Annotated in this window: 11 protein-coding genes; 5 read left to right on the forward strand and 6 right to left on the reverse strand. The window is 64.9% G+C overall.

Annotated elements, in window-relative coordinates:
• Positions 1–77: 77 nt before the first annotated feature.
• The 4 genes from IFT67_RS13975 to IFT67_RS13990 form a co-directional block, all read right to left on the reverse strand.
• The gene (locus IFT67_RS13975; protein WP_192238842.1) at positions 78–1,724 is read right to left on the reverse strand and encodes an FAD-dependent oxidoreductase; all 1,647 of its coding nucleotides are present in this window, start codon (positions 1,722–1,724) and stop codon (positions 78–80) included.
• An 11-nt stretch (positions 1,725–1,735) separates the two neighbouring features.
• A complete protein-coding gene (locus IFT67_RS13980) occupies positions 1,736–4,717 on the reverse strand; it encodes a TonB-dependent receptor (protein WP_192238843.1) in 2,982 nt (993 codons plus the stop codon).
• Between the two features lie 75 nt (positions 4,718–4,792).
• The gene (locus tag IFT67_RS13985; RefSeq protein WP_192238844.1) at positions 4,793–5,737 is read right to left on the reverse strand and encodes a FecR domain-containing protein; all 945 of its coding nucleotides are present in this window, start codon (positions 5,735–5,737) and stop codon (positions 4,793–4,795) included.
• Positions 5,721–6,275, reverse strand: coding sequence for an RNA polymerase sigma factor (locus tag IFT67_RS13990; RefSeq protein WP_342450624.1), 555 nt, complete (start codon positions 6,273–6,275; stop codon positions 5,721–5,723). The genes IFT67_RS13985 and IFT67_RS13990 overlap by 17 nt, the downstream gene beginning before the upstream one ends.
• 557 nt (positions 6,276–6,832) lie before the next feature.
• On the opposite strand from IFT67_RS13990, the gene IFT67_RS13995 reads away from it, so the two are divergent.
• From IFT67_RS13995 to IFT67_RS14010, 4 genes are all read left to right on the forward strand, one after another.
• Positions 6,833–8,047, forward strand: coding sequence for an MFS transporter (locus IFT67_RS13995; RefSeq protein WP_192238845.1), 1,215 nt, complete (start codon positions 6,833–6,835; stop codon positions 8,045–8,047).
• 224 nt (positions 8,048–8,271) lie between these two features.
• Positions 8,272–8,517, forward strand: coding sequence for a hypothetical protein (locus IFT67_RS14000; RefSeq protein WP_192238846.1), 246 nt, complete (start codon positions 8,272–8,274; stop codon positions 8,515–8,517).
• A 118-nt stretch (positions 8,518–8,635) separates the two neighbouring features.
• Positions 8,636–8,812, forward strand: a complete 177-nt coding sequence (locus tag IFT67_RS14005) for a hypothetical protein (RefSeq protein ID WP_192238847.1) — start codon at positions 8,636–8,638, stop codon at positions 8,810–8,812.
• Between the two features lie 68 nt (positions 8,813–8,880).
• Complete coding sequence (locus IFT67_RS14010; RefSeq protein ID WP_146168603.1) at positions 8,881–9,102, forward strand: hypothetical protein; 222 nt, start codon at positions 8,881–8,883, stop codon at positions 9,100–9,102.
• 167 nt (positions 9,103–9,269) lie between these two features.
• Here the strand turns inward: IFT67_RS14010 and IFT67_RS14015 are convergent, their stop codons facing one another.
• Positions 9,270–9,521, reverse strand: coding sequence for a hypothetical protein (locus IFT67_RS14015; protein WP_192238848.1), 252 nt, complete (start codon positions 9,519–9,521; stop codon positions 9,270–9,272).
• A 437-nt stretch (positions 9,522–9,958) separates the two neighbouring features.
• On the opposite strand from IFT67_RS14015, the gene IFT67_RS14020 reads away from it, so the two are divergent.
• Positions 9,959–11,413 carry a sulfotransferase gene (locus IFT67_RS14020; protein ID WP_192238849.1) on the forward strand — a complete coding sequence of 485 codons (1,455 nt, stop codon included), beginning with the start codon at positions 9,959–9,961 and terminating at the stop codon, positions 11,411–11,413.
• 30 nt (positions 11,414–11,443) lie between these two features.
• Here IFT67_RS14020 and IFT67_RS14025 read toward each other — a convergent pair whose 3' ends face one another.
• Positions 11,444–12,697 carry an aspartyl/asparaginyl beta-hydroxylase domain-containing protein gene (locus tag IFT67_RS14025; RefSeq protein WP_192238850.1) on the reverse strand — a complete coding sequence of 418 codons (1,254 nt, stop codon included), beginning with the start codon at positions 12,695–12,697 and terminating at the stop codon, positions 11,444–11,446.
• Between the last annotated feature and the right edge of the window lie 272 nt (positions 12,698–12,969).

A 12,969-nucleotide genomic window follows, 5' to 3' on the forward strand; every position in this document is an offset into this window, starting at 1 on the left:
GAAGCTCGAGCGGTTCCGGCGCGGCTACGCGGCAATGTCGTCCCAACTGCATTCGCGCAGCCGTGCCGCTACTGGCGTCAGTCGTTCAACGTCAGCACCTGCCCCTCGCCGTCCAGACGGGCGCGCAGCGCGGGATAGGGTACGTCCTGCACTGCGACTTTGCCTCGGATGGCGAGGTCTGCGGCGGCGGCGGCGGACTGGCCGAGGATCATGAAGACGGGCTCCATGCGGATCGTGCCATAGGCGATGTGCGATGCGGAGAGCGCGACCGGTACGAGCAGGTTCGTCGCCTGCCCGCGCCTGGGTATGATCGCGTCGTAGCCGATCGGGTAGGCCTGCTTGACCGGCACCTCGATATTGCCCTCGTTGCGCGCGAAACCGCGGGCGTCGACGGTGCGCTGCACGTTATGCGAGTCCATCTGGTACGATCCCATGCCGATCGGTCTAGGCGTGGACTTGATGCCGCGCACGTGCGGTTCGGCCATCACGAAGTCCGACACCATCCGCCGCGCCTCGCGGACGTACATCTCGCGCGGCCAGCCGCCGTTGGCGACGAACTCGTCCCTGCACAGTCCCCAACTGGACATCGTCGTGCGCGTGTCTTCGGGAACGCCCGGATCGTTCGCCATGAACCAGAGCAAGCCCTGCTGGTAGCGCGTGTGCTCCTGCGCGATCGCGGCGCGTTCGGCGTCATTGCCCTCGGGATAGCCGTAATTCATGCCGATATCGTCCATCGAGAACGCACTGAAATTGTTCACGTCGGCCTTGCCGTTGGGAATCCGGTCGAACTTCCCAAAAAAATCGCGATACCCCGCATCCATGTAGCGCTTGAGCAGCGCATACTGGCCCGGATCATAGCCCGGCGGCTTGGGCAGGGTGATGCGATTGCCGGGCACGTCGGTCAGGCACAGTCGATAGGTGTACGCCTGGATCTTCGTATCCGCGCTGCCGTCCGGCGCGGTCTTCGCGGCACTGATCCTTGGCAGCAGCCCGCTCTTCGGATCGCCCGCCACGCGGTAGGGATCGATATCGAGCATGAACTGATGGCTCTCCGCATTCTTCGCCTGCACGCCGTTGAGCGTTTCGCCGTACGTCGCATTCGCCTCCCGCCCGGTCGTGAACGAGACGCCGGCGCCGGCCATCAGGTCGCCTTCGTAGCTGGCGTCGATGAACACGTGCCCGGCGAAGCGCTGCCCGCCGATCGAGCGAAACGCGACGATCCGCCCGTCGTGCAAGTCCACGCCGCCGGTCCGATCGAGCGGCCGGTTGCGAACGACGGTCACCCCTTCGGAGCGAACCCAGTCCTCCAGGATGCGTTCGGCGACCTTCGGTTCGAACTGCCACATCGCCTCGTTATCGACGAAGTTCTCGCCGCGGGCCGGGCGCGGTGCCTGTACCCATGCGGCAGGATCGTCATAATGATGCTTCACCCGGCGGTAGAATTCGAGCGCCAGTCCGCCGATCGCGCGGTGGTTGCCGGTGTCCGACCAGCTCAGACCGTTGGTCGTCATCCCACCGAGATGACCGTCGCGACAGACCAGAGTGACGGACCGCCCCAGCCGGCGTGCCTCGATCGCGGCGATCACCCCGCCCGCCGTGCAGCCGTAGATGACGATATCGACTGTTTTCGGAGCGATGGGCCCAGCGGACTGGACAGAAGCGGACTGGGCCGGAAGCGCCGTGCCGAGCAGGACAGTGATCGTCGCGAGGAAGCGGATACGCATGGGGCTCATCCTCAAAACGTTGCCGCGACGCCGAAGAACACGCGGCGGTCCTCACGCGCCGAGTAGAACAGGCGTTGCGGCGTCTGCAGATATTGCCGATCGACCTCGCGCGTCAGGTTGATCCCTTCGATCGTCAGCCTGACGGTCTTGGTCAAATTGACCTGCCCGGACATGTCGAGCTGCCCCCGTGCCGCGGCGTAGGGGCTGCCCCCCGAGTTCGCGCCACCCTGGCCGATCAGATACTTGCTGCGCCGGATATAGGCGACCCGCAGCATGAACGTCTTGTCCTCGTAGAACCCGATCAGATTGTAGCTGTTCTTCGAAAGCCCGGGCAGTGGCCGCGCGGTCTTCGTCGCTTCGTCGATCAGCGGCGTCTTGCTGTCGACATGGGTATAATTGGCCTGGACACCGAGATTGTCGAACGGAGCCGGGAGAAACCGCAGCGACTGTTGAAACGCGACCTCGAACCCCTTGATCTTGCCCGAAGACCCGTTGATCGGTTGGGTGATCTGGAACAGTCCGTAAGGTTGCCCGGTGCTGGGCTCGATCTGGTCGGAGAGTCCGCCGATGAACTCGCTCTGCGTGACGTTGATCGTGAAGGAATCGACGTTCTTGTAGAAGCCGGCAACCGTCAGCGCGCTGGACGGCGCGAAATACCATTCGAGCGTGGCGTCATATTGCGTCGCCTCGAACGGACGCAGCGTCGGATTGCCGCGCGATCCGGTACGCGAGACCAGCAGGGGCACGAAGCTGACCCCGACATCGTTCAGATTGGGGCGCGCCACCACCTTGGCCGCTGCCAGCCGAAAAATCAGGTTGTTGCGCAGGTCGAGCGAGGCGTTGGCGCTCGGCAACCAATAGTCGAACCGCGATTTCGCCAGCGTCGGCTGCGTGTCCGAAAGGTACCCGGACGATATCCGTTCGAACGTGATGTAGCGCACGCCGGCATTGCCGGCGAGCGGCAAGCTACCGATCGTCCCGGCGACATTGGCGCGTGCGTAGAAGGCGAGCGTGTCCTGTTCGACGTCCTTGATCGATACCCGCCCGAACGGGATGGCATCGGCGCGCGGCACCGGCAGCCCGAAGGCATCGCGTGCAACATTCTTGTCGACCGTGCCGCCGAGGATATCGCGCGGGAAATCTCCGCCCACCCCGGGGAAGAAGCTGCCCTGCCTGCCGTTATAGTCGAGCCCCGGGAGTTCATCGACGGTGATGATCCCGTCGCCATTGCGATCGTGTTTCCCGACCAGGCTCGCGGCGGAAGGCAGGCTTTGCGGGGTCTCCGAATAGAATTGGATCTTCTCGTAGCGACTGCCGACCTGGATCGATTGCAACGGCCCCCATCTGGACAGGATCGTGAAATCGACGCGTCCGTCATACCCGGTGTTGTTGGTGACGTTGTCGCCGTCGAACACCGACGCAAGCTGATATTGCGCGGGATCGTTGACGTCGAAGTTCGACGTCAATGCGAGGTTCGGGACCGAATTCCCCTTGCTGAAATCGATCGCGGCGCTGGCGACCCGTCCCGCGCGCGGCACGACGACATAGGTGAACGACGCCCCCGGCCCGCCATCGGTGCCGCGTCCCTTGCTGTAGGACGCATCCGCGCTGACCTTGACGATGTCGCCGTCGTACTTCGTCGAGGCGCCGAGATTGGTCGATCGGAATTCGGTCGGTTCGTCGTAGACGAGCGGCCGGACGATGACGTTGTTGAACGTCCCGCTGACGATCGTGCCATCCTTGTCCGCGACCGCGCCGACATCGTTGTCGTTGAGCAGCACCTGATAGTTCGCGCTCTGCCGCTCGCGCTTCAGCCGCGAATAGGTGCCGTCGAGAACGATCTCCCATTTGTCGGCGGGACGATACTGGATCGAACTGTTGAGTGTCAGCCGCTGCTCCGCGCGGTCGAAGATCCGCGCCATGAAGCGGTTCGGCCGGAACAGGCCGGGATCGTTCACCCCGTCGCCATTGCCGTCGATATTGTTGGTCCGCGACCAGCCGCCGGAGTCGAACGAATAGCCGCGCGTGTGCGTGTTCGAATAGGCCGCACTCGCGAGCACCCCCAGCGTATCGCTGAAATTCTTCGAGACCAGCGCCGACCCGCGATAGCCCCGATGATCCGCCTGATCGGTATAGGCGCCTTGCAGCCGACCGCTCACGACCAGATCGGCGAGATCGAGCGGTCGCTTGGTCTTCAGATTGACTGTCGCGCCCAGCGCGCCCTCAGGCATGTCGGCGGTCGGCGACTTCGAGACGACGATACTCGATATGATCTCCGGACTGATCGATTCGAGCGACGCGTTGCCGCCCGCGCCCGGCCCCAGCAGCGTACGACCGTTGATCTCCAGCCGGTTCTGCGAAATGCCGCGCACGGTGAAGGTCGATCCGTCGCCCTCGCGCCGCGTGATCTGCACGCCGCTGATCCGGCTCATCGATTCCGCGACGTTCTGGTCGGGCAGCTTGCCGATGTCCTGTGCGGTGATGACGTCGACGATATTGCTCGCCGCGCGCTTGACGTTGATCGACTCCTGCAACGAGGCGCGGATACCGGTGACGACGATGTCCTGCTCCGTGGTGGGAGAGACGACCGCGGGCTCCTGCTGCGGCGGTGCCGCGATCTCATTCACGGGCGCGGCGATCTGCTGCGCCACGACGGGCATGAGGGCGATCCGCGACGCGACAGGTTGGCGTCGCTTGAGCGTGATCGCCCCGCCGGTCTTGACCGGAACCAGGTTCGTACCGGCGAGAAGCATCTTCAACGCGGCGGACACGTCCATCGCGCCCTGCACGCGATTGGTCGTGACCCCGGCGGCGACCGGCGTGGAAACGAGGATCTGGATGCCCGCCTGATGCGCGAACAACAGGATGCCCGAGCTTGCGGGTTGCGCCGGGACGTCGAAGCGGCGCGTCTGCGCGCTTGCCTCGACGCTGGTGGCAGAACAACAAATTGCTGCGGCGCTTGCGCCGAACAGCCACGACCGTACGATTCTCATCCCGGCATCCCCCTAATATGGAGGCGCCTGTTTCCGGCGCTCTCCACCATAAGAGCCTGACACCGGCGGTTTCCGTCAGTGCGTCGGCAGTTTGGTCCGCTCGATCCGTATTTCATCGGGCGAAACGGTCACCGCGACGCCGAGCGAGGCGGCCAGCGTCGCCGCAAAATCCTCCGGCTTGTCGATCTGGAACAGCCCGATCAGCCGTTCGCGGGCAAGTGTCGGATCGACGACCACCAGTTGCTGGCGATTATACCGGTTGAACTGCTCGACCGCATGACCCAGCGTATCGTTCTCGAGCGATATTTCGCCGTTCCGCCACGCCAGCGCGCGCGTGATCTGCACCGGCGCGGTCCCCACTTCGGGCGATACGCCGCCGGCATGGAAACTGGCATATTGCCCCGCCTGCAGGATCGTCAGCGCGCCGCTCTCCCCGCTTGGCCAGACGGCGACGACGCCCTCCGTTACCGTCACCTGCACGCCGCTTTCGCTGCGATCGACCGAAAAGGCGGTGCCGACCGCACGCACCTGCGCGATGCCGGCATCGACGATGAAGGGACGCTTGCGATCCTTGGCGACCTGGAACCAGGCCTGTCCGCGATCGAGCACGACCCGGCGGCTGTCGCTCACGAACGCGACGCGCAGATCGCTGTCGGTGTTGATCGTCGCCACCGAGCCATCGACCAATGGCAGACGTCGGATCTCGCCGCGTCCGGTCGCCACGTGCTCGCTCGTGACGCTCGACCAGCCGATCAGTCCGACCGCGGCCGCCGCGATCGCGCCGCCCATGCCGATCAACATCCGACGCCGAGCCGGGCGCGCTTCGAACGCATCGGCGATATCGTCCGGCGCAGGCGCCAGCGCAGTATCGAGCGCGCTCAGCGCGGCCATTGCCCGCAACAGCATCCCCGCATGACGGGGGTCGCTCGCCAGCCATGCCTCGAGCTCGTGCTGCCGGCCGGGGTCCAGCGGATGGCGCAGCGCCCATGACGCTGCGGTCTGTTCAGCGCGATCGGACACGCGTCTCTCCGTTGGGCAGGAGGAAATCATTCTCCGCGGGCGGGTCTGTTAGCGTCTTCAGGATCGCGCGCAGGCTCCGGCTGGCCTCGTTCTCGACGATGGTCTCCGAGATGCCGAGCGTGTGGGCGATATGCTTCTGGCTGAGACCGTCGACCCGGCGCATCACGAATATACGTTGCGCGCGCTCCGACAGCTTGGCCAGCGCGGCCCGAACGCGCGCAAGTTCGTGCCGGGCCGCCACCGCGCGCTCGGGCGACGGCAAATCGCTTTCGAGCGTTTCCGCCAGTGCATCGGACATCGATTCGATCCGGACGACGCGCGTCCGTTTACGTTGCGTGTTCAGCAGGTTGCGCGCCATCACGAAGACATAGGCGCGTGGCGAGGTGATGTGCGAGACATCGGAAAGCTGCGCGAGCCGGCAGTAACATTCCTGCACGATGTCCTCCATGTCCTCCGAAACGACCAGCCGACGGCGCAGCCAAACGCGAAGGTCGCGTTCATGCGGCAGGATCTCGCGTCCCACCCATTCGGCCAGCACCTCGCGTTTCGTCGCCCGTCTCCTCTCCCTATACCATGAGCTTCGACGACGCCGTTTCCGTCAAACTCCCTGATCTCACGCCCGACCATGGTCCTCGAATACGAGGTAAGTCGAATCTGCTTGTTGCACACTGCGCCCCGAAACCAGCCGATGCTCCGTCTCGATTGATCACTACCGGTCATGCCAACTCATGATCAATTGCCGGCTGATGCGTGAAAACAGCGGCACGCGACGGGGCGCGACTATCATGAAGACGCGATCCGCACTCTGCACCGATACGGTGTGAAGAAGGTCGAACGACCAGACCATCGTGTCGATCCTTACACGACAAGCTGACGTCAAAACCGCATCCGAACGGTTCGACGACCGCGAACAACGCCGATTGAATGATGAGCAAGACTCATCATCGCATCAATTTCACGGCAAATTGTCCGACCCGTCGAACTCCCCTATTTGGGACGTATCGGCCTCGACACGGGGCCGTCAGTACCCAGCGAAAACGCGGGCCGCCGATGATTATCCTTCGGCTACATTCCAGATCGAACAAGGACTGCCGCATGGCCACCCTCGTTGCTGCCCCGGCGAACACATCCGACACCTCATCCGATGGCGCCCGCTCGGCGCATTGGGGCGCCGTCTACGCGATGGCGCTGTGCAGTTTCGTGCTGGTCGCCTCTGAATTCCTGCCCGTCAGCCTGCTCAGTCCGATCGCGGAGACGCTGCGCCTGACCGCGGGCCAGGCCGGACAGGCGATCGCCATTTCGGGCGTGTTCGCGGTGGTCACGAGTCTCGGCCTCTCCGTGGTGCTCGGGCGCATCGACCGGCGCCGCGTCGTGCTGGCGCTGATCGCGGTGCTGATCGTGTCGGGGGCGATGGTCGCGTTTGCCCCGAGCTACCTCGTGTTCATGACGGGGCGCGCGCTGCTCGGCACCGCGATCGGCGGGTTTTGGTCGATGTCTGCGGCGATCGCGATCCGGCTTGTCCCCGCGGAGGCGGTGGGCAAGGCACTGGCGATCATGAGCGGCGGCACCGCGCTCGCGACTGCACTCGCCGCCCCGCTCGGCAGTTTCCTCGGCACCATGATCGGCTGGCGTGGCGCATTCTTCTGCGTGGTACCGGTCGCGGTCGCCGCACTCGTCTGGCAGGCGATCGTGCTGCCGAAGCTGCCCGTCGCCGAACGTCAATCGGCGCGCGCGATGCTCGGTTTGCTGCGGAACCGCGCGGTCCTGCTCGGGCTGTTCGCCGTCGCCATGCTGTTCGTCGGGCAGTTCGCCCTGTTCACCTATCTCCGGCCATTCCTCGAACAGGTCACGCACGTCGGCGTCACGATGCTGTCGGTCATGCTGCTGATCGTCGGCGCATCCGGCTTCGTCGGCACGGTCGTGATCGGTCGGTTCGTCGTCAAGCGCCTCTTCCTCACGCTTTGGCTGCTGCCCGCGGCGATGGCATTGGCCGCGGTTGGACTCGCGCTGGCGGGGGCATCGACAGCCGCGACCGCAGCGCTGCTCGCGGTGTGGGGCTTTGCCGGAACCGCGGCGCCGGTCGGCTGGTGGACGTGGCTCGCCCGAACCCTGCCCGACGATGCCGAAGCGGGCGGTGGCCTGATGGTCGCAGTGGTCCAGTTGGCGATCACGCTCGGCGCCACGGTCGGCGGCGCGGTGTACGACACCATCGGCGCAGGGCCCGAGTTTCTCAGTAGCGCCGCATTGCTGGCCATAGCCGCGATCGCAGCCCTCGCCGTCGCACGGCATGATCGCCCTGCGCAGGCTTGAAGGGACAAAGTTGGCAGTAGAGAACGAACGATCCACCGCACCCGCACCGATCGCTCTTCTCCCACCGCCGGGTGCGGGAACGCGCATGCTTTCCGGAACGAAGCGCCCGAACGCAATTCATCGCGCGCTCCAGTGCAGCGAGCGCATCCGCGCCCGGCATAGTCTGGACGCTTGATCGCGGACACGCCAGCACGGCCGCCTACCGGGGGCCGGAGACAGTGATTGTGTTGAAAACCATGTGGAACATGCCTGCCGCGTTGTTGCGGACGAGCACCTCGAACGACGGAACAGCGTGCGGCGACGAGCAACTCGCGTCGGGATCGCTCGAACAGATGATCGGGGCTTTCGACGCGCACGACGGCACCGATGTCGACGCGATCGTCATCAAATGCGCAGGCCGCGATCGACCGATCACGGCACAGGAAATTCGAGACCTGCGGCGGGACCGCGTCACGACGAAGGCGGCTTGAGCTGCGCCGCCAGGTCTAGCCACGCTCGCCTGAACGCGCGGGTACATCCGTCTGGCGCAATCGCTGTTGAACACAATGCAGTTGCACCCCGCCGGGTGGACGACCACGTGGAGGATTGATGCTGCGACGCAGCAATGTTTCTCCCGAGGTTTCCATGTTTTCCCTGATCGCCCTCTACTTCGACTATCGCCGTCTGCAGGCCGCACGCGCGCTCACGCCCGCTACCGGTGCTGCGCAACCGATCCAGCCGGCGAACGATCGTGGATCGAACCGAACCGTGGCAAGCGCCGCTTAACGCGACGTTGCCACTGGTGCGCTCGCCCCGCTGAGCTATGCAGGGTGGAAAGCGACATCGAGGTACACATGGCAGCAACGATCATCACCCCGACCGGCCCCGGCGCAATGGAAGCCGGCTTGGTTCTCGACGAAGACGGCGGCCGCTTCGTCGTGCTGACGTTCAAGGAACCCGCGGGCGAACCGACGCTGGTCACCTTCACGGTCCCGATCTTCCGCAACTATGTCGAGCACCTCGTGCGCACGGCAAAGGCGGCGGATGACGAAGCCAATTGGGGCATACCCGGCTGACAATGCAGACCGGCTGGGTATGCGCGCATTCCAGCAGTCGAAACCGCGGCCATCGGCGGGGCGCAACTATCGGCGGGGCGCAATTATCGGCAACACGATATGATGCGACGAGCGTCGAGCGGCAGGCCGCTCAAACAGTCGAGAACGACGACGCCGGCGACGCGAGATCAATTGCTGTCGGCGTCGTCGTCTTGACTGAAAAGCAGCACCGCAACACCGACGACCCCCGCCAGGATACCGCCGGCAATATAGCCCCCTCCCGGCACCCCGCGTGCCGGGCGAGCGGTGGTGCCCGAGGCGACCGTGTCCGGTGCGGTCGCAACGCGAAGTGGAGCGGCGACCAGCCCGGGATCCGCCATCGCGGCGCCCGAAACGCTAGCGAAGGCGAACGCCACTATGATCCGGATAGTTCTCTGCATTTCGCTCCCCTTTCGGCATGGTCGAAATGTTGCACGGCATACGCATAGAGTCCAGCGTACCGGGCAATAGATTTTGAGACCCTCGGACATCCTCCCGATTATATCGAGCATTTATACGAAGCTACGCGGAGCTTGATGATAATCATCGGTGCCGCAGTACACCGACGAACTTATCCATCAAATCAGAGAATACCCCACTTCGAAGACGCTGCTTTCTTTTCCGCTGCAGCAGATATCTGAAAGCCATTTTTTTCAGGATCGCGAGCGAATCTCAACGATCCTCCCGTCTCAACGCTTACGGGCGACCTTGCCCGGAATTGGCGCAGCGCCGTAGACCGCATATCCGACATCTCGCGCCGCTTTCCATTCACCGGGTATTCGGCCAGAAACGCCTGGATGATCGATCGCCCGACCCCGCTGCACGTGCGCGCATACCCGTGACGACGACAACCGAACTGAAGGCACGGGCCGTGCGGGCGCTGCGGGCCGGGCAAGTTGACGACGGCATTGCCGCGTACGGCGCACTGCTTGCGGTGGCGCCCGGCGACGCGGATTCCTGGTATAATCTCGGGTATCTATTGCGGTGCGCGAGGCGGTTCGAGGAGGCGGTGGCGGCGTATGCCACCGCGCTCGAGCACGGAATCGCGCGCCCCGAAGAGGTGCGACTGAACCGCGCGATGATCCTCTCGGAATTTCTCGAGCGAACCGATGAGGCAGAGGCGGAACTGCGCAACGCGATCGCGATCGCGCCGCGGTTCGTGGCAGCGCGATTGAACCTGGGCAATTTGCTCGAGGACCGTGGCGAGGCCGGCGCCGCGCGCGCGGTGTACGGCGACGCGTTGGCGATCGATCCGCGCAACGGGCGAGCGCTGGCACGACAGGCGGCCATCGACGTCTTCGAGGGGCGCGCGGCGTTGGTTCCGGAGCGGTTGCGCACGGCGCTTGCGGATGCACGGTTACCGGTCGATGCACGGACGGAGATCGGGTTTGCGCTGGGTGGCGCGCTCGACGCCGGGGGTGCGTATCCGGATGCGTTCGCAGCATATGCCGAGGCCAATCGGGCGGCGGCGGCGGGCGCGCATCCCTCGCTGCGCTATGACCGTGCGGCGCATGAACGGTTGGTCGATGCGTTGATCGCCCTGCCACCAAGTTCCAGCAAGACACGCGGTGAAGCACCGGTATTCGTATGCGGGATGTTCCGATCGGGGTCGACTCTGGTCGAGCAGATCCTGGCGCGGCACAGCCAAGTGACGGCGGGTGGCGAGCTGGACGTCATTCCAGCAATGGCAGCGGCAATCGACGGGTATCCGGGTGCGCTTACAACCATGGACGACGATGCGTTCGGCATGCTTGCGGCACAGTATGTAGCAGAAACGCGCGCGCTACATCCGGACGCTGCGATGCTGACCGACAAGCGACCCGACAATTTCCTGCACATCGGCCTGATCAAGCGGATGTTCCCCAATGCGCGGATCGTCCACACCACCCGCGCACCGCTCGATACGATGCTGTCTGTCTATTTCCTCTATTTCGACGACAGCATTACGTATGGCCATCAGCTCGGCGACATTGCGCATTGGTATGGTCAGTATCGGCGGCTGATGGCGCATTGGCAGGCCTCGTATCCAGGCGATATCCACGACGTGTCGTATGACGACGTCGTCCGTGCGCCACAGCCGACGATCGCCGCGTTGCTCGAATTCTGCGGATTGCCATGGGAAGACGGGGTGCTGTCGCCAACGCAATCGCGGGCGACGGTGCGCACCGCGAGCGTGTGGCAGGTCCGCCAGCCGCTCCACCAGCGATCGTCGGGGCGATGGCGAAACTACGCAGCCGAGTTGAGAGCGCGTCGGCCCGAGCTGGGAATATTTGCAGCGGATCTCGACGACTAGATCGCCATGCAGCACCCTGTTTGGCCGACCTCAGGGGGCGACGCCCCCCTGCCCCGTGATGCGAAATACGTCCTTCAGCATGGCCTGCTCCGCAACGGTGAGATGCGGGTTCCAGACATCGAAGATCAGCACGATGCGTGCATGGTCGCTGTCGTTCCAGGCTTCGTGCTCGATCGTGTCGTCGAACCCGAATGCCTCGCCTTCGCGCCATGCACGCGTCTCGCCGCCGACGCGAAAGCGGCAATCCTCAGGGACGACGAGCGGCAGGTGGACGATGGTCCGCGTGTTGGTGACGCCGGTGTGCGCGGGGATGTGGGCATGCGGGCGCAGGATCGAGAAGAACGCGGTAGGCGCCTTGCCGGGGATGTCGGTCTGCGGAACCGAGGCGAGCGCAGCGGCGGTCTCGGGGCAGCGTTCGCAGACCTCGTCATTGCGAACCCCGTATTCCCAGAGGAAACACGCGCTCCAATCGAGATTGTTGTCGAGCGCGGTCCAGCGGTTGTGCGGCGTACCACTGTCCATGCGGACATATGGGCGGATCGCGGGAATGCCGTCGGCAACGAGCGCGAGTGCCTCGGCGCGGATTGCCGGAACGCGTGCTTCGAGATCGCCGAACCACGGAAACAGCGCGCGGTCGAAGAACTCGTCGGCAGGCAGGAAGGGGAAATGCAACCCGGTGCACTGGTTGGTGTAGATCGCGCGGCGACCGAGCATGTGATCGACGCAGGCGGCCATCCGTCGCGATGCGGAGCCGGCCAGCGCGGTGTCGATCTGACGGCCGAGAGCAGCGGTGTGTTCGGCCAGGAACGCACGTCCGCGGGCCAGCGCGTCCTCGATCGCCGGCGGGCGATCGGGCATCGCCGCGGCCATCTGGACGACGCCAGACCAGCCCGTCGCTGCCGCGATCATATCGCCGCGGCGCTGATGAAGTTCGGTCATCCGCAGATGCGCCGTGAAGTTGAGACGATCGATCGACAGCGCACGCGCGAGACTGTCATGCTCGGCATCGTCCGCGCCGCGCGCACGGTGCACTGTGGCCTGATTGATCCACAGCACGGGCTGGCCGGGATCGGCGGCGGCCGCACCGGCAAAACAGCGCAAGGCGAAGTCGAGATCCTCATCCGCAAGGGCGCGCATACCACGGGCGTTGAGGATTTGGGGGTGGTCTGGTGCAGCCTGAAGCGCCTCGTCGAGCAGGCGGCGTTCGTCCGCGGTCCTTCCCTGCTGACGCGCGGTCATCGCCGCTCCGATGAGCGAGTGCGCGCGGGGGGGAAGCGAGGCCATGCTTCGCGCTATCGCCAACGTCGGGGCGGTGCAAGCAGGAGTGCGGATCGTTGCACGGGGGCGATGCGCATCGGGCCGATCGTCGGTCGAGCCGCTTCTGGCGCACATCATGCCGACGAGCGTGTGGCGTCGAGTATCAGGATCAGCGTTCGCTATCCCGGAGCCTCTCGCCGCCGAAAAAGACCGGCAAAATCCATCGGTCCGTCCTGCCTTCACGCCGCGCCGGAATCGCCAGCAGCCTCTGGACGCAGCGTTACCGTTTCCGTCGGGGC

It is taken from the genome of Sphingomonas sp. CFBP 13728, assembly GCF_014841895.1.
Classification (GTDB): Bacteria; Pseudomonadota; Alphaproteobacteria; order Sphingomonadales; family Sphingomonadaceae; genus Sphingomonas.

Coding starts and splice junctions, on each gene's coding strand:
- IFT67_RS13995 (WP_192238845.1), top strand. CDS start 6,833: ATGGCCACCCTCGTTGCTGCCCCGGCGAACACATCCGACACCTCATCC.
- IFT67_RS14005 (WP_192238847.1), top strand. CDS start 8,636: ATGCTGCGACGCAGCAATGTTTCTCCCGAGGTTTCCATGTTTTCCCTG.
- IFT67_RS13975 (WP_192238842.1), bottom strand. CDS start 1,724: ATGCGTATCCGCTTCCTCGCGACGATCACTGTCCTGCTCGGCACGGCG.
- IFT67_RS14015 (WP_192238848.1), bottom strand. CDS start 9,521: ATGCAGAGAACTATCCGGATCATAGTGGCGTTCGCCTTCGCTAGCGTT.
- IFT67_RS14025 (WP_192238850.1), bottom strand. CDS start 12,697: ATGGCCTCGCTTCCCCCCCGCGCGCACTCGCTCATCGGAGCGGCGATG.
- IFT67_RS13980 (WP_192238843.1), bottom strand. CDS start 4,717: ATGAGAATCGTACGGTCGTGGCTGTTCGGCGCAAGCGCCGCAGCAATT.
- IFT67_RS14010 (WP_146168603.1), top strand. CDS start 8,881: ATGGCAGCAACGATCATCACCCCGACCGGCCCCGGCGCAATGGAAGCC.